This window comes from Micromonospora desertarenae (genome assembly GCF_056150265.1).
Genome location: NZ_JAXCFQ010000005.1, coordinates 352,975 through 371,139 on the forward strand (window position 1 = coordinate 352,975; position 18,165 = coordinate 371,139).

Sequence of the window (18,165 nt, forward strand, 5' to 3'; positions counted from 1 at the left end):
GGCGACCCGACGGTGCCGAAGGGAGACCGATGCCGACCCTGGTGCTGACGATCATGACGGTGCTCGGTCTGTCCGGGGTGACCTGTGCGGTCGTCCGGTTTCAGCGGGACCTCGACCTGCTGCGCCGGGGCGTCCGGGTGCCGGGCCAGGTGGTGGAACTGCGCCCCGTCACGTTCGGCTTCGGTCCCCGGACGTACCACCCGGTGGTGCGCTTCCGCACGGCCAACGGCCGGGAGGTGACCGCGACGCCGGGACGCTGGCGGCAGACCCCGCTGTCGGCGGCGCCGGGGCCGGTCACCGTGGTGCACGAGCCGGCCCGCCCGACCCGGATCCTGGTCGAGGCGCCGGGCGTCGGCGGCACCTCCTCGGTGGTCGTCCCCTTCGTCACGCTGCTCGGCGTCAGTGTGATCGTGCTGGTCGTCGGCGTCGCGGTCTTCCTACGCCTGAGCTAGGTCCGACGACCGCCGCCGACCCTCCATGGTGGTCGGTGGCCGGTAGGGGCTACGGTCGGCCCCGCACACGGACGGACGACACCGGAATGGGGGCACGATGACCGGGCCGAACGGGAGCGCGCCGACGGGCGACGTGATGGCGCAACTGATGGAGCGGATGCGGGAGCAACTGAACCGCGGCGAGGAGCTGCGCACCCGGCTGGCCGGCCTCACCGGGCGGGCCGAGAGCGAGGACGGGCTGGTCCGGGTCACCTGCACCGCCGAGGATCCCGCCCACGAGTTGCACATCGACCCGCGCGCGCTGCGCCTGCCGGCGGCCGAGCTGGCCGAGCTGCTCGGCGACCTGCTCCGCAAGGCTCGCGCCGACCTTCAGCGGGAGACCGGCGAGGCACTGCGCGAGCTGACCGGCCCGGCCGGGCCGGAGGCACTGGTGCACGACCCGGCGGCGGCGCAGGCCAAGCTGGCGCAGCTCAACGACCTGGTCAGCGGGCCGCTGCGGGAGAGCACCCAGATGTTGGAACGGCTGCGGCGCCAGTTGGGCGTCTGACGGGACGGCCCGGAGCGGGGTCGGCGGTCGCGCCCCGCCTCGCTCCGCGGCCGCCGGGGGAAGCGTCAGCGGGCGGGCCGAGCCCGCTTCCCGGCCGCCCGGAGGAACACGACGGCGAGCGCCACCAGGACCACCAGCAGTGCGGAGCCGACCAGCAGCGGGGCGACGAGCCAGCTCATCAGGTTCACCGTGGCCCGGGTGTCGTTACCCCAGCCGTCGACCTGCTCGCCCTCGCGTACCGAGCCGCCGCCCACCGGGCCGGCGACCACCGTGCCGTCGGAGAGCCGCCAGCTGCCGCGGCACCGCTCGGTCGCCTTCGGACCGTCGAGGTCGCAGGACTCGACCCGGATGGTCACCCGCTCGGCGCCGATCGCGTTGCGGCCCAGGCCGACCGGAAGCGCCAGGGCTACGGCGACCAGGACGACCGGCACCAGCAGCCGCTGCCAGCGCGGCCGGCGGGCCATCCGGGACACGTAGTCGTCGGGCGGCGTCGGGGCGGATCGTCCGGACGGCATGGCTCGGAGGCTACCAGCGCCGGGCACCCTCCCCCAGCCAAGATCGGGTACGCTGTCCGCGCTCTGGCAGCAACCAACATCGATCGCGCCAACGGGGGGGCCAGTGATCAAGGTGGATCCGCCGGCGATCCGGGCGCTCGGCGAGACGATCGAGCGTGAGGTCGGCCCGGCCCTGGACGCCTGCACCGACCTGCTGGCCTCGGCCCGCGCCATCACCCACAGCAACTTCACCTCGGTGGTGCCCCACCTGGCGGTCGCCTACGTCGGGGCGGTCGAGTTCGTCGAGGAGGAGCTGCGCAGCAAGCGCGAGCACCTCACCGAGATCCGGTCGCGGTTGTCCAGCACGGCGGACAACTGGGAGGCCACCGAGACCGCCAGCACCATCGCCACCCGCTGAGCCCGCCGGAGAACCCATGGCAGACCCGACCTACCCCGCGATCGCCGCCAAGACCGCGCTGGTGGAGATCTCCGTGGCCGCGGCGGTCATCCCCGCCGCCTGGCCGGTCGCCCAGATCGTCTACTTCAACCAGTGCGACCCGGAAACGATCATGCGAAAGGGCGGCGACTGGCTCTCGATCTACGATCAGCTCGGCACCGCCCGCGACAACCTCGACTCGGCCGTCGGCACGCTGACCGCCGACCAGTGGAGCGGCCGCGACCGGGACGCGTTCGGCGTGCACGTCCGCAGGTACGACGTCCAGGTCGTCGGCACCCAGGTGCTGGCCGTCACGGTGGGCGTCACCATGCTCTGCGTCGGCGCCATCCTGCTCTGCCTGGTGGTGGCGTACACGGTGGTCGCCACCATCCTCTTCGCCTTCGCCACCTTCATCGCGGCCGCCGCGGCGACCGTGGTCGGATCGCCCGCCGCGGCCTCCGCGCTGGCCACCGCGAACTCCTTCGCCGCCTCGGCGCTCGGGTTCCTGAAGGGGATCGAGGCGATGGCCGAGGCCGTGGCCACCGGCGGGGCGGCGGCGATCGCCGCGGCCGGCGCCTTCGACGTCGGGATGCAGCTGGGCACCGGGCGCACCGACGTGCTGAAGGACCTGGTCCAGGCCACCGTGGACGGGCTCGACAACGTGGCCGCCGGCTTCCTCTCCAAGTGGGAGCGCGACTTCGTCGGCTACGGCATCCACAGCAGCGGCCGGCACATCGCCGGTTCCCCGAACGGGCCCGGCTACCTGGTCTACGGCGGAATGACGCAGGTTGCGCCGGCCGGCGCGGACGCCGACGGGGACACCGTCTGGGGCACCTCGGGTGTGGTCGACAACGTCTGGTCGCGGGTCTTCGGCGGGGACGTCTGGAACCACTGAGCCCACCGGGCCCGCGGCGCCCGGCGTCCCGCCGCCACCGGCCGGCGCGCCGCGGTCAGCCCCAGCGGTTGCCGGTGAGCCGCTCGTAGACGTCGACGTAGCGGGCCCGGGTCGCCTCGACCACCTCGGCCGGCACCTCGGGAGCGGGCGCCTGCTTGTCCCAGCCGCTGTCGGTGGCCCAGTCCCGGACGTACTGCTTGTCGTAGGAGAACTGCACCCGCCCCGGCTGGTACGACTCGGCCGGCCAGAACCGGGACGAGTCCGAGGTGAGCAGCTCGTCGCCGAGCATCAGGGTGCCGTCCGCCGCCCAGCCCAGCTCGATCTTGGTGTCGGCGACCAGGATGCCCCGGTCGGCGGCGAGTTCGGCGCCCCGCCGGTAGACGTCGAGGGTGATCTGCCGCAGTCGCTCGGCGGTCTCGGTGCCCACCTTGTCCACCACCTCGGCGAAGGTGATCGGTTCGTCGTGCTCCCCCACCGGCGCCTTGGTGGACGGGGTGAAGATCGGCTCGGGCAGGATCGACGCCTCGACCAGGCCGCGCGGTAGCGGCACACCGGAGACAGCGCCGGTGCGCTGGTACTCCCGCAGGCCGCCGCCGGTCAGGTAGCCCCGGGCGACGCACTCCACCGGGACCATCTCCAGCCGCCGGCAGCGGATCGCCCGGCCGGCGAACTCGTCCGGCACGTCGGTGGCGGAGAGGACGTGGTTGGGCACCAGGTCGGAAAGCTGCTCGAACCACCACAGCGAGAGCGCGGTGAGCAGCTTGCCCTTGTCCGGGATCGGTGTCGGCAGCACCACGTCGTAGATCGAGATCCGGTCGGAGGCGACCAGGATCAGGTCGTCGCCGTCGGCGTAGACGTCCCGGACCTTGCCCGAGTGCAGAAGTTCCACGTGCCCTAGTACATCACGCGACCTGCGTACGTCCGGTCGCCGGTGCTGCCGGCGGAGGGCCGCCTCCGCCCGGCAGCCGGTGTCGGCCGGACGGCCGTTGACACCCTCCGGCGGCGCCTGCGTGAATGATCCGACCCCCGCCCGCCCGGTACCCAGGAGGCCCCGTGCCCGCCGCCCGTCCCGCCCCGCACCGTCCCGGCGCGGACCCGGGCCGGCGCCGGGTGCTCGCCGCGCTGCTGGGCGCCCCGGTCCTCGGCTTGGCCGGGTGCACCGGCGAGCAGGCCACCCCCACCGACGACGGGCCGGTCGAGCTGTCGGTGTTCTGGTGGGGCGGCGCCGCGCGGGCCGAGCGCACCGAGAAGGCGCTGCGGCTCTACTCCGAGCGGAATCCCCGGGTCACCTTCCGGGTCACCTGGCAGGGCAGCGGCGGCTACTACGACCGGCTGGCCACCCAGGCCGCCGGCGGCAACGTGCCCGACCTGTTCCAGCTCGACGACAGCGTGCTCACCGAGTACGCGCAGCGCCAGATCGTCCTCGACCTCGGCGGGTACGTCGCCGACCGGCGGCTGGACCTGAGCGCCCTGCCCCCGGGCCTGGCCCGGTACGGCGAGGTGGCCGGACGGACGGTCGGCGTCCCGGCCGGGCAGACCGCCGCCGCGCTGGTGGTCAACCGCGACCTGCTGCGCCGGCTGCGGGTGGCGGAGCCGCGCACCGGGATGAGCTGGGACCAGTACGTCGCCTGGGCGCAACAGGTCACCCGGGCCGGTGGTGGCCGGGTCGCCGGCACCACCGACCCGTCCGGCGACTACCGGGCGCTCTGGCTCTGGCTGCGGGGCCGGGGCAGTGAGTTCTACCAGGGGCGGCAGCTCGGCTTCGCCACCGACGCGCTGGTCGAGTGGTTCGCGCTGTGGGATCGGGCCCGAGCGGGCCGGGCCACGCCCAGCGCCGCCCTGGCGGAGCAGGCCGACAGCGGCGAGCCGGCCCGGCAGCTCGTGGGCACCGGGGCCACCGCCGCGTCCGTCGCCTGGTCGCACCAGCTCCCGGAACTGCAACGGCTGACCCGGGACGAGCTGGCGTTGGCCGCCCTGCCCGGGCCGCCGGCCGCGCAGTGGGCCCGGGCGTCGATGTACTGGGCGGCCTTCCGCGGCACCCGGCACCCCGCCGTGGTGGTGGACGTGCTCAACTTCCTCACCACCAACGGCGAGGCCGGCGCCGTGCTCGGGCACGACCGGGGCCTCAGCGCCAGCCTGGCCGTCCGCCGCTACACCGAGGGCGTCCTCACCGACCCGGTGGAACAGCGGGCCGCCGCCTTCGGCGCCACCCTGGCCGGCGGGCTGGGCCCGGCGCCGAGCCCGCCCCCGGCGGGACACCCCCGGGTCCGTGCGCTGCTGCTCGACGCCGCCGAGAGCGTCCGCACCGGCCGGGCCGGCAGCCAGGCCGCCGCGGCCCGGTTCCTGGCCCAGGCCAACGCCGCCCTGGCCTGACCGCCGGCATCCCGAGCAGGCCCGTGGACCCGGACGTCACCGTGCCAGGGGCGGACCGGCATCCGGACTGCCGGCCGGCCCGGCGGTCGCCGGCCCCGCGGACGGATCAGCGCGGCGGGCCGCCCCGCCGGTTGCGGGTCATCCGGAACACCAGGTAGACGATGACGGCGACGACCACCAGGCAGCAGAGCAGCCCGAGGAACCCGAAGCCGCCGCCGCGTCGCCGCCGGGCGGCCTCGACCACCAGTTCACCCGTGCCGGTCGACGCCCAGGCCGCAACAGGTACGAAGACGGACAGCACCACCGCACCGAGGACGGCGCTCAGCCGGCCCCACCACTTGCCGAAAGCAGACATGCCCACATCCTCGCCGAGAACCGCAACCCCGGCAGGCCAGAGAGCGGGAATCGCCGGCGGAGGGGGCGTCGGCACCGGAGAACGCCGAAGGCCCCGGAGATCATCCGGGGCCTTCGGGACAGTAGCGGGGACAGGATTTGAACCTGCGACCTCTGGGTTATGAGCCCAGCGAGCTACCGAGCTGCTCCACCCCGCGTCGGCCTCACCACTCTATCGCATCCGCGCCCGGATGATCAGCCACCCCCCGTGATCCCGGCCGTCGCGCGGCACCGGCCGCAGCTCGCCGACGGCCGGCACGCCGACGCGGCCGGCTGTGGGGGGTCTCGGTGAGCGCTATCCGGGCCGTCCACCGGTCCGGCGGGATCCTGTCCGCGGCGACGCGTCGGCCGCCCGGGCGTTCCGCGCGTCCCTGGCCGCCTGGACGAAGGCGCGGACCAGCGACGTCTCACCGGCGCCGCGCCACACCGGCGCGTACGACAGGGTCGGTCCGTCGGTGATGGGCACGAAGGTGATGTCCCGGCGCTTCCGGCCGGCCGCCACGAGCGACCCGATGGGAGACACCACCCTGCCGGAGCCGATCGCCGTGAGCGCCTCGGCGAGGGTGGCCACGGCGCTTCCGCGCCGGATCGGCCGCCCGGCCGGGGTCACGGACGGGCATTTCACCTCCCACATGTAGTCCGGGATGGGCCCCTCCAGGTGCACCACCGCGTGGTCGCCGAGATCCTCGATCTCGACCTGGTCCCGGCTGGCCAGCGGGTGGTCGGCGGCGACAGCCAGCACCAGCTGCTCGGTGTACAACACCGGCCCGACGACGAGGTCGGGCTCGCGGACCGGGAGCCAGAGCAGCCCCACGTCGATCCGACCCGCCCGCAACCCGCCGAACGGGTCGGAGGGGAGGAGTTCGCGCATGTGCAGCTCACACTGCGGATGCCGCTGCCGGAACAGTTCGAGGACGCCCGCGATCTCCTGGTGGTGGGTGTCGAAGGTGCCGACGGTCAGGGTGCCGACGTACCCGCGGGCGGCGGCGGCAGCCTCGTCGATGCCCGCCATGATCTCGCCGTAACCCGCGTCGAGCCGGTCGCGCAGCCGCTCGCCGAGCGGGGTGAGCCGCACGCTGCGGCTGGTCCGCTCGAACAGGGCACCGCCGATCCGGCGCTCCTGCTGTTTGATCGACTGACTGACCCGCGCCTTGGACACCCGGAGACGTTCCGCCGTACGCCCGAAATGGAGCTCTTCGGTCAGGGTCAGGAAGATCTCGATGTCCCGCAGCTCCACCCGGCCGTCTCTCCCTCGCGTCACCGCGCGTCCGGATTCGCACCCCGCAATCGCGCGAGCCGGCAGTTTACGGCGACGACGACGGCGGATGGAGCCCAGGGCGCGGCGCCGTCACCCGAGCACCCGGGCTCGTGCTCCGGCTGCTCCCAGACCGCCCCCACAACGACCGAGGGCACTCTCCCGTGTCCGGGAGAGTGCCCTCGACCTGCGGTTGCGCTAGTAGCGGGGACAGGATTTGAACCTGCGACCTCTGGGTTATGAGCCCAGCGAGCTACCGAGCTGCTCCACCCCGCGTCGGTCCGTCAACCGTAGCGCACCACCCGGGGGTGCCGCAAAACGACCCCGCGGGTCACCGTAGCCAGTCCTGGACGGCGGCCACCGCGCGGCGGCTGTCGGCGTCGACCTGGGACCGCTTGCTGGAGGTGTTCTCCCAGCCCTGCTCCCAGAGCACGGTGACCACGTCACCGACCCGGACCGCCCGGACCAGCCGCACCTCGTCGTCGCCGGTCGGATCGCCGTTGACGTCCCGCGCCGCCACCCGCATCTCGAACAGCACGGACTCGTCGCCGTAGCCGCCGTCCGGGAGCAGCCGCTGGCGGGAGGCCGCCGGATTGCCGTTGCTCTGCCCCTGCTGCTCCGGGCAGTCGCGCACCGCCTGGCGCAGTTCCCGCAGGAAGTCGTCGGCCCGGCCGGCCCGGTAGATGGTGATGGTCTGCGCGTAGCTGCCGTCCGGGACCGACCCCTCCGGGGTGCCGGCCAGCCGGTAGGCGAGGTTGCGGCTGCGGCTCTGCACGACCGCGCCGTCACTGGGGTAGCGGGCGTCGCAGAGCTTCGGCAGCGTGGCGGAGTCCCGGATGACCGTCTCCTGCCCGGTGCGGTTCGCCTTCGCCAGGGTGAAGAACGCCCGGTCGGGAATCGAGGTGGGCGTGCGCGCGGCACCCGTGGGCAGGCCGCTGGGACCGGCGCCTGGAACGCTGGACGCGGACGGCGGCGCGGGCGGGGTGGCCGACGGGGTCGGCGTGGGGACGGCCACGGTCGGCGTCGGTGTCGGCGTCGCGGCCGGTGCGGGGGCGGGGGCCGGGTCCGCGGTGCGGGTCAGCCGGGCCCCGGTCACCACCCCGCCGACCAGCACCATCACCGCGAGCGCGGTGCCGGCGGCCCGGACCCGGGCCCGGCGGTCGGCCCGGCGCCGGAGCACCTCGGGGAGCGCCAGCCGCCCGCGGTCGGCGTCCTCGGCGAGCGAACGGTAGAGATCGGACAGTTCACGCGACATCGTTGGCCTCCAGCTCCGGGGAGGAGTAGTCCGGCAGCAGCGCCGCCAGTCGGGTCCGCCCCCGCGAGAGCCAGGACTTCACGGTGCCGGTCGGCACCCCGCTCTCCCGGGCGATCTCCTCCACCGACATGTCGAAGAGGTAGTGCAGGGCGAGGGCCTGCCGCTGGGCGGCGGGCAGCTGGCGCAGCGCGCCCACCAGCAGCACGCTGTCCTCGCTGGGGGCGGGCACCGGCGGGGGCGGACCGTTGCGGCTGAGCACGCCGCGCAGGCCGTGCAGGCGACGCCACCGGTCGGTCGCCAGGCGGGCCACCACCAGCCGCAGCCAGGCTTCGGGGGCCGGATGGGTGACCAGCTTCCCCCACTGCCGCCAGGCCCGGGCGAACGCCTCCTGCACCAGGTCCTGGGCCTCGGTGTAGTCGCCCACGACCGCGTAGCCGTACCGGAGCATCCGCCGGGAGGTGCTCCGGTAGAACTCGTCGAAACTGTGCGCGTCCCTCATGGCCCGACCACGCATCCCCCCGGTTCCTCGCCTTGTCTTGCAGACAGGACGGCACACCGGGCCGCCAGGTTGCACGGCCCCGGTCCAGGATTTCGGTCGGCTGCACGACACAGCCCCCGGCGCCGGGGACCGGGGTCGGTCCGCGAGGCCGGGGGCTGTGTCGTGGTACGCGGGTCAGCCGCCGCTCGGGGTGGGCGGCGCGCTGCCGCCCGGGCTCGCCGACGGGGTGCCGCCGGGGGCCGGGGTGGCCGCCGGACCGGCCGCCCGCTGCGCCTGCTGGAACGCGGTCAGCGCCTCGTCGAGCGCCTTCAGCGCGCGGCCGTACCGCTCGAAGTCGCCGGACGCCTGGGCGGCCCGCACCTCGGTGATCGCGGCCTGGACCCGGTTCGCGGCCTCGGCCAGCTCGCCGGTGAGCGCCGGCGGGGTGGTCGGCGTCCCGGTCGGCGGCGGGGTGCCGCCGGTGGGCGGCGGCGGGGCGCCCTGGGCGGCCCGCTTGCCCTGCTCGACGAGCTGCTTGATGCCGTCGGTGAGGTTGTCGGCCAGCGCCACGTAGGAACCGCCGTCGCCGTACGACAGCAGCACCTTCTGCAGCAGCGGGTACGCGTCCTGCTGGTTGCTCTTGACGTAGACCGGCTCGACGTAGAGCATTCCGTCGCCGAACGGCAGCGAGAGCAGGTTGCCGTACTGCACCTGGGCCTGGTTGGAGGAGAGCAGGTTCAGCTGCTGGCGGATGTTGGCGTTGTTGGTCATCTGCTGGTGCACCTGCACCGGGCCGGAGATCCGGGTCTGGTCCGGCAGTTCCAGCACCTCCAGCCGCGGCTGCCCGTCGACGTACGACCCGGAGATCAGCGCGGCCAGGTTCTGCCGCCCGTTCGGGGTGACCGCCGAGGTGAGCTGGAACCGCGGCGTGTCCTGCCCGGGGAACTGGGTGAACAGGTAGTACGGCGGCTGCTTCTGCCCACTGTCCGGGGCGTCCGGCACGTTCGGCACCTGCCAGAAGTCCTGCGCCGAGTAGAAGTCGCCCGGGTTGGTCACGTGGAACTTGGTGAGCAGGTTGCGCTGCACCTTGAACAGGTCGGCCGGGTAGCGGAAGTGCTCGGCCAGCTCCGCCGGGATCTGCGCCTTGGGCTGCACCAGGTCGCCGCCGAACGCCTTGTTCCACGCCTTGAGCACCGGGTCGTTCTCGTCGAACTCGTAGAGCTTGACGGTGCCGTCGTACGCGTCGACGGTGGCCTTGACCGAGTTGCGGATGTAGTTGACGTTCTCCCGGGCCAGCTGGAAGGTGCCCCGCCCGGTCAGTTCGTCGGTGGTCTCCTGCTGGAGGTTGACCCGCTCGGCGTACGGGTAGGTCGCCGAGGTGGTGTAGCCGTCCACGATCCACTGCACCCGGCCGTCGATCACCGCCGGGTACGGGTCGCCGTCGAGGGTGAGGAACGGCGCGACCTTCTCCACCCGGTCCCGCGGGTTGCGCACGTAGAGCAGCTTGGAGTTGTCGTTGACCGCCTCGGAGAGCAGGAAGTTCGACTCCTGCTCCTTGATGGCGTAGAGCAGCCGGCGCATGAACGAGCCGATCTCGACGCCACCCTCACCGGTGTAGGTGTAGTAGGCCTCACCGGCCTCGCCGCCCTCACCGACCGGCCGGTCGAACTCGGCCGGGTTGGCGTCCGGGTCGGCCTTGCCGACGATCGCGTAGTCGCCGGCCTCCATCCGCTCGCCGTAGTAGATCCGCGGCTGGCTGGCCGGGATCTGCTCGGTCTGGGAGGAGCACGCCTCCTGCGCCTTCTCGCCGAGGAAGCCGGAGACGAAGAACGGCTGGCCACCGCAGACCACCTGGTTGGCCGGCGCGGCCACCAGCCCGTAGCCGTGCGTGTAGACGGTGTGCCGGTTGATCCAGTTGTTCTGCTGGGCGGTCAGCTCGCCGTAGTTGATCTCCCGGACGCCGACCACGTAGTCGGAGGTCTTGCCGTTCACCCCGTACCGGTCGATGTCCAGCTTGGGGCCGAAGTCGTAGAAGCCGCGGACCTGCTGGAGCTGGGTGTAGGTCTCGCTGACCAGCTGCGGGTCGAGCAGCCGGACGTTCGGCACCACCGAGGTGTCGGTGGCCAGGCTCGCCGGTGGAACGAGATTCGCCGCCGCGTACGGCATGGTCTTCGTGACGTCCAACCCGAAGGCCGCCCGGGTGGCGTCGATGCTGCGCTGGATGTACGGCGCCTCCTTGTCCCGGGCGCTCGGCTTCACCTCGAAGGTCTGCACCGCCCACGGGTAGATGCCGCCGATCGCCACCGCGGAGACGCCGAGCAGGGCCAGCGAGATGCCCGGCCAGACCAGGTTCCGCATCCAGGCGTTGGAGAACACGATGATCGCGATGGCCACCACGACGGAGATGTAGGCGAGGATCTCCTTGGCCGGCAGCAGCGCGTTGACGTCGGCGTAGCCGGCGCCGTAGACGTTGGCCCCGTCGTTGTACTCCAGCAGCATGGCCCGCCGGTCCAGCACGTACGCGACCGCCTTGAGCAGGACGAAGACCGCGACCAGGGTGCTCAGGTGGGCCCGGGCGGCGTTGCTCATCCGGTCGCCCACGCCCTGCAGCCGGACCCCGCCGAAGATGTAGTGCACGGCCAGCGCGCCGATCAGGGAGAGCACCACCGCGGTGAAGCCGACCCCGAGCAGGTAGCGCCAGAACGGCAGCTCGAAGACGTAGAAGCCGACGTCCACCCCGAACTCCGGGTCCTTGACGCCGAAGTCACCGCCGTTGCGGAAGAGCAGCCACTGGCTCCACCGGCTCTGCGCGCTCAGCCCGGCGAAGAGGCCGATCACGGCCGCGACCAACGCGATCCACAGGCCGAGCCGGGGGCTCAGCAGCATCCGGTAGCGCTCCAGGGTGGCCTGCTCCGGCGAGTGCGGACGCATCCGCGGGCGCAGCCGGTGGGCGAGCCACAGGTTGCCGCCGATGATCACCGCCATGCCCAGCCCGACGGAGAGGAAGAGCAGCAGCCGGGTGGCCAGCACGCCGGTGAAGACCTGGGTGTAGCGGACCTCGTCGAACCACAGCCAGTCCGTCCACGCCTGTACACCCCAGCCCAGCAGGGTGAAGAGCACGAACACCCCGACCAGGACGCCGATCGTGACGCGTCCGCGTCGGCTCATCCTCGGCAGGGGGCTGCTGCTACGCATGACCACTGTTGGCTCCGCACGCTCGATGTGATCGGCTCCGACCAGGCACCCAGAGTACGGGGTCTTCCTGAACGTGTCGGGGCACGGTCGTGCGGCGGCCGCGCGCCGCCGGTCACCGGCCGGCCGGTGGGCCCGCCCGGGCCGTCGTGCCGGGCGGGACGGCCGGGGCGGAACGGCCGGGGCCGGGCCGGTCGGCCGGCGGTCAGCAGTGGGTGGGCTGACCGCCCGCGCGCAGCGTCTCCAGGGCGGCGAGCGCCTCGTCCAGCGAACCCACCTTCACCAACGGCAGGCCGGGCTGCGGGTTGCGGACGGCCTCCGCGCAGTTGTCCGCCGGCACCAGGAACGCCGTCGCGCCGGCGTGCCTGGCCCCGACCAGCTTCTGCGCGATGCCGCCGATCGGGCCGACCCGGCCCTCGTCGTCGATCGTCCCGGTGCCAGCGATGATCTTGCCGCCGGTCAGGTCCTCCGGGGTCAGCTTGTCCACGATGCCGAGGGCGAACATCAGCCCGGCGCTCGGGCCGCCGATGTCCTCCAGGTCGATCTTCACGGTGAACGGGTGCGGCTGCTGCTGCTCGATCTCGATCCCGATCCGGGGCCGGCCGTCCTGCTCGCGGCTGGTCACCGACGCGGTGGCCGCCGCGCCGTCCCGGGTGTAGCCGATCTCCAGCGCGGTCCCGGCCGGCTTCGCCCGGATCAGCTCGGTGAGCCGGGACGCCACCGGCACCGGCTGCCCGTCCACCGAGGTCACCACGTCGCCGGGCCTGAGCACCCCGGCCGACGGCCCGTCGGCGGCGACCGTCTTGACCACCACCCGCACCGGGAAGCCCAGTTCGCGCAGGGCCGCGGTCTCCGCGCTGGTCTGCGAGACCTTGAAGTCCTCGGCGTTGCGCTCCTCGACCTGCTGCTGGGTCTCCCCCGGCGGGTAGACCAGCTCGCGCGGCACCACCGCCTCGTCGTCGGAGAACCACCCGGCCAGCGCCGACCGCAGCTTGACCGAGGGCTGGACGCCGACCGTGGTCAGCCGCAACTGCCCGGCGGAGGTGGAGGTCTCCCGGCCGCTGACCTCGATGACGTCCTTGCCGTCCTCCTTGCCCAGCGTGTTCACCGTCGGCCCGGGACCGAGCACCACGTACGGGATGGGCGCGCCGAGCACGCCGATGCTGAGCAGGGTGGTGAGCAGAGCACCGAGCAGGACGGTCACGCCGCGACGTCTCATGCGGCAGAGCGTACCGACCGGGGTGGGGCGCCCCGGCGGGTGAACCACGACTTCGCCCTCAGCGCAACGCCAGCGGGGGCGACCCGGGGTGTGGCACGCGTACCGTAGACGTCGTGCCTGATATTCCGTTCGGTTTCGCGCTCCCGGGTGGGCAACCACCAGACCCCAACGACCCCGCGCAGATGCAGCAGTTCATGTCGCAGTTGCAGCACCTGCTCTCCGCGTCGGGCAGCGGGCCGGTCAACTGGGACCTGGCCCGGCAGGTGGCCGCCAGCCAGCTCGCCGCCGCGGGCGACCCGGCGGTCTCGCCGTACGAGCGCAACGCGGTGGAGGAGGCGCTGCGGCTCGCCGACCTCTGGCTCGAGCCCGCCTCCGCGCTGCCCTCGGGCATCCAGACCTCGGTGGCCTGGAACCGCAACGAGTGGATCTACAAGACCCTGGACGTCTGGCGCAAGCTCTGCGACCCGGTGGCCAGCCGGATGGTCGGCGCGATGGGCGACCTGGTGCCGCCGGAGGCGCGCGCCCAGCTCGGCCCGATGCAGTCGATGGTGGCCACCCTCGGTGGCGCGCTCTTCGGCGGCCAGCTCGGCCAGGCGCTCGGCTCGCTCGCCGCGGAGGTGCTCTCCGCCGGCGACATCGGGCTGCCGCTCGGCCCGGCCGGCACGGCCGCGCTGATCCCGGCCAACATCCGCGCGTACGGCGAGGGCCTGGAGCTGCCCGAGGACGAGGTCCGGCTCTACGTGGCCCTGCGCGAGGCCGCCCACCAGCGGCTCTTCCAGCACGTCCCGTGGCTGCGCGGGCACGTGCTGAGCGCGGTGGAGACGTACGCCGCCGGCATCCGGGTCAACCGGGAGGCGATCGAGGAGGCGATGGGCCGGGTCGACCCGACCGACCCGGAGTCGATGCAGGCGATCGCCCTGGAGGGCATCTTCACCCCGGAGGACAGCCCCGCGCAGAAGGCGTCCCTGGCCCGGCTGGAGACCGCGTTGGCCCTGGTCGAGGGGTGGGTCTGCCACGTGGTGGACAGCGCCGCCGGCGGCCGGCTGCCGAACGTGGTCCGGCTCGGCGAGGCGTTCCGCCGGCGCCGTGCCGCGGGCGGCCCGGCCGAGCAGACCTTCGCCGCGCTGGTCGGCCTGGAGCTGCGGCCACGCCGGCTGCGCGAGGCGGCGGCGCTCTGGGCGGCGCTCACCGAGCACCGCGGGATCGCCGGCCGGGACGCCCTCTGGGGTCACCCCGACCTGCTCCCCTCCGACGACGACTTCGCCGACCCGGTGGCCTTCGCGATGGCCGAGTTCGACCTCAGCGAGCTGGAGAACTTCGACTTCTCCGCCCCCGGTGGCCCGGAGGAGCAGGCACCGGGCGGCCCGGAGCGGCGCACCGACGACTCCGACGGCGACGACGAACGCCGCTGACCACCGCGACCGGGCCGGCCGGCGGCCCACCACCCCGCCGGCCCGGGTCACGCACCCTCGCGCGCCTGAATCGGAATCAGCCCCGGCACGCCCGGGCCGGGTCAGCCCCGGCACGCCCGGATCGAGTCAGCCCCGGCACGCCCCGGGCCGGGTCAGCCCGGGCACGCCCGGATCGAGTCAGCCCCGGCACGCCCCGGGCCGGGTCAGCCCCGACACGCCTGAGGCGGGTCAGCCCGGATGGCCGGCGCCGGAGAGCAGCGCGCGGGTCGCCTCCCAGCCCTCCACCGCCGGGTCGAGCCGGGCCAGGTCGCCCGGGCCGCGGAGCCGGTGCCAGCCGGGAGTCACTGCCAGGTCGCCGGGGCTCGGCGCCGCCGTGCGGACCGCCGCCGGCAGCCCGCGCTCCAGGTCGACCGCCGGCAGCCAGGCCGGTACGGGCAGCCGGGCCGCCACCCCGAGCAGCCCGGGACCGCCCTCGACCGGCGCGACCGCCACCGGCCGGCTGGTCAGCGGCCGGAGCAGCTTGCCGATGGTCAGTCCGGGCACGTCCGGCGCGTCCCCGGCGATGACGGCCGCCTGGTCGTAGCCGTCGACAGCGGCGAGCACCGCGTTCGGTGTGGGCTCGGGCACCTCGTACACCTCGGTGCCGGGCCAGACCACCGCGTCGGCGAGCCAGCGGTCGGCCGGGGTCACCGCCACCGCGGTGTGCACCTCGTTGAGCGTGGCGAGCAGGTCGACCACGTCCTCGGCGAGCGCCCTCCGCCAGTCCGCCCGGTCGATGCCCGGCGGCGCCCAGCTCACCGGGCCGAGCAGCGCCACCACCACACGTCGTGCCACGCCCCGACCCTACGCGGATCCCGGACATCCCACCGACCCACCGCCCCGCCCTGGTCGACGCCAAGCCGGCCGCACCGCCGCGTGGCGGCGGCGGCGCGATGGCTTCCCACCGTTGATCCACTCCACTTCCCGGATGTCGCGGTATCAACGACGCCCCGATACCGCCATGCACGGCAAACGGAGTGGATCACGAGGCCACCCGGTCGCCGTAGCGGCGTCGGAGCGCACGATCCACGGGAGCGTCGTGGCGGCGCAGGGCGGCATCGCGGGGTGCGGTGGCGGGGTCGCGGCGCAGTGCGGCATCGCGGGGTGCGGTGGCGGTGGCGTGTGGAGGGACCCCGAGCGTGGCGAGCTGGCGCGGTCCCGGGGCGGGGCATCCGACCAGCCGGCCGGGCGGCATCCGCTCCTGCCCGGGCGGCGCGGCGTCCGGGCGGGAGCGTCAGTCGGCCAGGGGCGTGCCGGCGGCGGCCGCGACGCCCTCCAGGTAGCCGCGGGCCCGCTCGGTCTTCGGGTACCGGCCGACCAGCGCCCAGAACCGGGCGTTGTGGCTCGGCACGATGAGGTGGGCCAGCTCGTGCAGGAGCACGTAGTCGATGACCCAGTCGGGCATGTCCTGGACCCGGTGGGAGAGCCGGATGGTGCCGTCGGCCGGCGTGCAGGAACCCCACCGGCCGTTCTGGTTGGTGACCCAGCGGACGCTCGCCGGGACGGCCTGCGCGCCGTGCTCGGGCAGGTAGAGCTTGATCAGCCGGGTGGCCCGGACCAGCAGCTCGTCGTCGGAACGGGCCAGCCGCCCCTCCCGGGCGGCGAGCCGGGCGAGCATCCGGTCGACCCACTCGCTCTCCTCGGCCCGGGAGAACTGGTCGGGAATGAGGACGACCACCCGCTCACCGTCGCGGTAGGCGGACACCGTGCGTCGCCGACGCTGGCTGCGCCGTACCTCGACGACCGGCTTCCGCACCCCTGCCATCAGCGGGCCGCGCAGCCTCGGAATCCTGCCACGAAGGAAAGCTACTGCGTAGTGACCAGGGGTACGCAAGAGTCAACCCCTCGACACGCGCCCGGAAAATGGGGATTGGTCGCCAGGAGTCCCGAAAAAAATTCTTAGCCGGGCCCGCGCGGCGCACCACCGTCACCCTTCGTGGCGGTCGGCGGGCCGCGTACGCCGCTCCCCCTCCACCGTAGGTGATCATCCGTTCGGGCGCCGCTCGGGGGTCCGCAACCGCCTTCGAGGCGGTTCGGTCGGCGTGTCCCCGCCAAACTGACTTATCAGACGTTATTCGCCATGCACACTCTCGACGTCGACTTCCTCACAGTGTCGATGCACAGCTGACATGGAACTGCCCAGACCTGGGTAGGGTCCGCGACCAGCGGTCACGTGGGTGGCCGCGGAGAACGACCCAGCGCCGGCGCCCCGCGTGGCCCGCCGCCGGGACAACCGCCGGTAGGCAGTGACCGGCGGACGAGACGAGGAGGGCACCGTGGCCGACCAGGCCCAGACCTACAACGGTTACTGCGTCAAGTGCAAGGAGAAGCGCGACTTCGAGGGGCGCATCGAGGTCAGCAAGACCGGGATGAACATGGCCAAGGGCAAGTGTCCGGTGTGCGGCACAACAGTGAACCGCATCCTGGGCAAGGCGAAGGTCTGACCCGATTCGGGTGTGCGGGAGGGGTGGCCGGCGGCCACCCCTCCCGCTTTTCGTTCCGGCTGTCGGGTGAGCGACACCGGTTACCCGCTGGTTGTGGATATCTCGCGATTTCCTGTGGACAGCCCTGGACAGGGTGCCGCGCACCTGTGGACAACGATCGACGGACAGCAGGGGAACGGTCACGATCCGTCGCATGACCCCTGCCCCGCCACCCCGGCCCACCGCGCTGCCCCGACCCACCCTGCTGCCCGGGATCACCCGGCTCTGGCGCGACCGGCACACCCTCCAGCTCGGGGTCGATCCGGGACGGGCCGTCCTGCTGGAGGTCGCCGACCCGCGCGCGGCCCGGCTGCTCGACCTGCTCGACGGCAGCCGCAGCGAACGCCGTGTGCTGGCGTACGCGACCGACGCCGACGTCCGGCCCGACGACGCCCGTACGCTGCTCGACGCGCTGCGGGCGGCGGGCCTGGTGGTGCCCGCGCACACCCTGCTGCCCCGGGAGCTGGCCGGACCGGCCCGGGCCCGGCTCGGTGCCGAGGCGGGCGCGCTGGCCCTGGCCGCCGCCCGGCTGCCCGGCACCCCCGCCCAGGTGCTGCGCCGCCGGCTGGCCGCCCGGGTGGTGGTCAGCGGGGCCGGGCCGCTCGGCGCCGCGGTCACCGTGGCGCTGGCCCAGGCGGGCGTCGGGCACGTGTGCCCGGACCTGGCCGGTCCGGTCCGACCGGCCGACCTGGTCGGCACCGGCATCCCGGCCGCCGAGGTCGGCCGTCCGCTCGCCGCGGCGGTACGCGACGCCGTCGCCCGGGCCGCCCCCGGCACCCGCACCGGGCCGCTCCGGCAGGGCCGGGTCGACCTGGTGGTCCGGCTCGGCGTCGACCGGCCGGCCGCGCTGCTCGCCGCCGGGTACGCCCAACGGCGCCAGCCGCACCTGCTGGTCGCCCTGCGGGAGGGCGTACCGGTGATCGGGCCGCTGGTCCGACCCCCGGTCGGCCCCTGCCTCAACTGTCTCGACCTGCACCGGACCGACCGCGACCCGGACTGGCCGGCGCTCGCCGCGCAGCTCGCCGCCGACGGCCCGGAGCCGGCGTGCGCCGCCGCGACGCTGCTGGCCGCCGGTGGCCACGCGAGCGCGGAGGCGCTGGCCCAGCTCGACGGCGGCACCCCGGAGACGCTCGGCTGCGCGGTGGAGGTGGCCGGGCCGGGCCGGCTCCGGCGCCGGGTCTGGCCCCCGCACGCCTCCTGTGGGTGTTCCCGAGGGCGGCGGTGAGCACCGAGGGCGGCGCA

The 18,165-nt window shown here is 74.0% G+C and carries 18 protein-coding genes and 2 tRNA genes; 8 read left to right on the forward strand and 12 right to left on the reverse strand.

What is annotated here, in order from left to right; translation table 11 throughout:
* Window positions 1-29 precede the first annotated feature (29 nt).
* A complete protein-coding gene (locus SM577_RS13255) occupies window positions 30-452 on the forward strand; it encodes a DUF3592 domain-containing protein (protein ID WP_302919326.1) in 423 nt (140 codons plus the stop codon).
* Between the two features lie 97 nt (window positions 453-549).
* Window positions 550-999, forward strand: a complete 450-nt coding sequence (locus SM577_RS13260; protein WP_302919327.1) for a YbaB/EbfC family nucleoid-associated protein — start codon at window positions 550-552, stop codon at window positions 997-999.
* 65 nt (window positions 1,000-1,064) lie between these two features.
* On the opposite strand, the gene SM577_RS13265 is transcribed toward SM577_RS13260, so the two are convergent.
* Window positions 1,065-1,514 carry a hypothetical protein gene (locus SM577_RS13265; RefSeq protein ID WP_302919328.1) on the reverse strand — a complete coding sequence of 150 codons (450 nt, stop codon included), beginning with the start codon at window positions 1,512-1,514 and terminating at the stop codon, window positions 1,065-1,067.
* 103 nt (window positions 1,515-1,617) lie between these two features.
* Here SM577_RS13265 and SM577_RS13270 point away from each other — a divergent pair, with 103 nt between their 5' ends.
* Complete coding sequence (locus SM577_RS13270) at window positions 1,618-1,911, forward strand: hypothetical protein (protein ID WP_302919329.1); 294 nt, start codon at window positions 1,618-1,620, stop codon at window positions 1,909-1,911.
* Window positions 1,912-1,927: 16 nt separating this feature from the next.
* A complete protein-coding gene (locus SM577_RS13275) occupies window positions 1,928-2,824 on the forward strand; it encodes a hypothetical protein (RefSeq protein WP_474579549.1) in 897 nt (298 codons plus the stop codon).
* Between the two features lie 55 nt (window positions 2,825-2,879).
* Here SM577_RS13275 and SM577_RS13280 read toward each other — a convergent pair whose 3' ends face one another.
* Window positions 2,880-3,713, reverse strand: a complete 834-nt coding sequence (locus tag SM577_RS13280; RefSeq protein ID WP_302919331.1) for a phosphoribosylaminoimidazolesuccinocarboxamide synthase — start codon at window positions 3,711-3,713, stop codon at window positions 2,880-2,882.
* A 164-nt stretch (window positions 3,714-3,877) separates the two neighbouring features.
* Between SM577_RS13280 and SM577_RS13285 the strand changes: the two genes are divergently transcribed.
* The gene (locus SM577_RS13285) at window positions 3,878-5,197 is read left to right on the forward strand and encodes an ABC transporter substrate-binding protein (RefSeq protein ID WP_474586988.1); all 1,320 of its coding nucleotides are present in this window, start codon (window positions 3,878-3,880) and stop codon (window positions 5,195-5,197) included.
* A 106-nt stretch (window positions 5,198-5,303) separates the two neighbouring features.
* Here the strand turns inward: SM577_RS13285 and SM577_RS13290 are convergent, their stop codons facing one another.
* The 8 genes from SM577_RS13290 to SM577_RS13325 all read right to left on the reverse strand — a co-directional run bounded on the left by SM577_RS13290 (window position 5,304) and on the right by SM577_RS13325 (window position 12,989).
* Window positions 5,304-5,552 carry a hypothetical protein gene (locus tag SM577_RS13290; protein WP_474586989.1) on the reverse strand — a complete coding sequence of 83 codons (249 nt, stop codon included), beginning with the start codon at window positions 5,550-5,552 and terminating at the stop codon, window positions 5,304-5,306.
* 122 nt (window positions 5,553-5,674) lie between these two features.
* Window positions 5,675-5,748, reverse strand: a tRNA-Met gene (locus SM577_RS13295).
* Window positions 5,749-5,885: 137 nt separating this feature from the next.
* Window positions 5,886-6,851: a LysR family transcriptional regulator gene (locus SM577_RS13300; RefSeq protein WP_474586990.1), complete on the reverse strand. Its 966-nt coding sequence runs from the start codon at window positions 6,849-6,851 to the stop codon at window positions 5,886-5,888.
* 196 nt (window positions 6,852-7,047) lie between these two features.
* A tRNA-Met gene (locus SM577_RS13305) sits at window positions 7,048-7,121 on the reverse strand.
* Between the two features lie 55 nt (window positions 7,122-7,176).
* A complete protein-coding gene (locus SM577_RS13310; protein ID WP_474586991.1) occupies window positions 7,177-8,100 on the reverse strand; it encodes a hypothetical protein in 924 nt (307 codons plus the stop codon).
* Entirely contained in the window at window positions 8,090-8,599 is a 510-nt protein-coding gene (locus tag SM577_RS13315; protein WP_302919336.1) for an RNA polymerase sigma factor, read from the reverse strand. Before SM577_RS13315 ends, SM577_RS13310 begins: the two co-directional genes overlap by 11 nt.
* Window positions 8,600-8,773: 174 nt before the next feature.
* Window positions 8,774-11,773, reverse strand: a complete 3,000-nt coding sequence (locus SM577_RS13320) for a UPF0182 family membrane protein (protein ID WP_302919337.1) — start codon at window positions 11,771-11,773, stop codon at window positions 8,774-8,776.
* A 202-nt stretch (window positions 11,774-11,975) separates the two neighbouring features.
* Window positions 11,976-12,989 carry a YlbL family protein gene (locus SM577_RS13325; RefSeq protein ID WP_302919338.1) on the reverse strand — a complete coding sequence of 338 codons (1,014 nt, stop codon included), beginning with the start codon at window positions 12,987-12,989 and terminating at the stop codon, window positions 11,976-11,978.
* A 113-nt stretch (window positions 12,990-13,102) separates the two neighbouring features.
* Here SM577_RS13325 and SM577_RS13330 point away from each other — a divergent pair, with 113 nt between their 5' ends.
* A complete protein-coding gene (locus SM577_RS13330; RefSeq protein ID WP_302919339.1) occupies window positions 13,103-14,401 on the forward strand; it encodes a zinc-dependent metalloprotease in 1,299 nt (432 codons plus the stop codon).
* Window positions 14,402-14,629: 228 nt separating this feature from the next.
* Here the strand turns inward: SM577_RS13330 and SM577_RS13335 are convergent, their stop codons facing one another.
* Together SM577_RS13335 and SM577_RS13340 are read right to left on the reverse strand one after the other, a co-directional pair.
* Window positions 14,630-15,235 carry a hypothetical protein gene (locus tag SM577_RS13335; RefSeq protein ID WP_474586992.1) on the reverse strand — a complete coding sequence of 202 codons (606 nt, stop codon included), beginning with the start codon at window positions 15,233-15,235 and terminating at the stop codon, window positions 14,630-14,632.
* A gap of 439 nt (window positions 15,236-15,674) precedes the next feature.
* Window positions 15,675-16,205 (reverse strand): M48 metallopeptidase family protein, encoded by a 531-nt coding sequence (locus SM577_RS13340; protein WP_088992068.1) that lies wholly within the window; start codon window positions 16,203-16,205, stop codon window positions 15,675-15,677.
* 511 nt (window positions 16,206-16,716) lie between these two features.
* Between SM577_RS13340 and SM577_RS13345 the strand changes: the two genes are divergently transcribed.
* Window positions 16,717-16,884 (forward strand): DUF5679 domain-containing protein, encoded by a 168-nt coding sequence (locus tag SM577_RS13345; RefSeq protein ID WP_165945332.1) that lies wholly within the window; start codon window positions 16,717-16,719, stop codon window positions 16,882-16,884.
* Window positions 16,885-17,077: 193 nt separating this feature from the next.
* Complete coding sequence (locus SM577_RS13350; RefSeq protein WP_302919342.1) at window positions 17,078-18,148, forward strand: hypothetical protein; 1,071 nt, start codon at window positions 17,078-17,080, stop codon at window positions 18,146-18,148.
* The last annotated feature ends 17 nt before the right edge of the window (window positions 18,149-18,165 follow it).

Coding starts and splice junctions, on each gene's coding strand:
- SM577_RS13260 (WP_302919327.1), top strand. CDS start 550: ATGACCGGGCCGAACGGGAGCGCGCCGACGGGCGACGTGATGGCGCAA.
- SM577_RS13315 (WP_302919336.1), bottom strand. CDS start 8,599: ATGAGGGACGCGCACAGTTTCGACGAGTTCTACCGGAGCACCTCCCGG.
- SM577_RS13255 (WP_302919326.1), top strand. CDS start 30: ATGCCGACCCTGGTGCTGACGATCATGACGGTGCTCGGTCTGTCCGGG.
- SM577_RS13275 (WP_474579549.1), top strand. CDS start 1,928: ATGGCAGACCCGACCTACCCCGCGATCGCCGCCAAGACCGCGCTGGTG.
- SM577_RS13340 (WP_088992068.1), bottom strand. CDS start 16,205: ATGGCAGGGGTGCGGAAGCCGGTCGTCGAGGTACGGCGCAGCCAGCGT.
- SM577_RS13320 (WP_302919337.1), bottom strand. CDS start 11,773: ATGCGTAGCAGCAGCCCCCTGCCGAGGATGAGCCGACGCGGACGCGTC.
- SM577_RS13325 (WP_302919338.1), bottom strand. CDS start 12,989: ATGAGACGTCGCGGCGTGACCGTCCTGCTCGGTGCTCTGCTCACCACC.
- SM577_RS13310 (WP_474586991.1), bottom strand. CDS start 8,100: ATGTCGCGTGAACTGTCCGATCTCTACCGTTCGCTCGCCGAGGACGCC.
- SM577_RS13265 (WP_302919328.1), bottom strand. CDS start 1,514: ATGCCGTCCGGACGATCCGCCCCGACGCCGCCCGACGACTACGTGTCC.
- SM577_RS13350 (WP_302919342.1), top strand. CDS start 17,078: ATGACCCCTGCCCCGCCACCCCGGCCCACCGCGCTGCCCCGACCCACC.
- SM577_RS13290 (WP_474586989.1), bottom strand. CDS start 5,552: ATGTCTGCTTTCGGCAAGTGGTGGGGCCGGCTGAGCGCCGTCCTCGGT.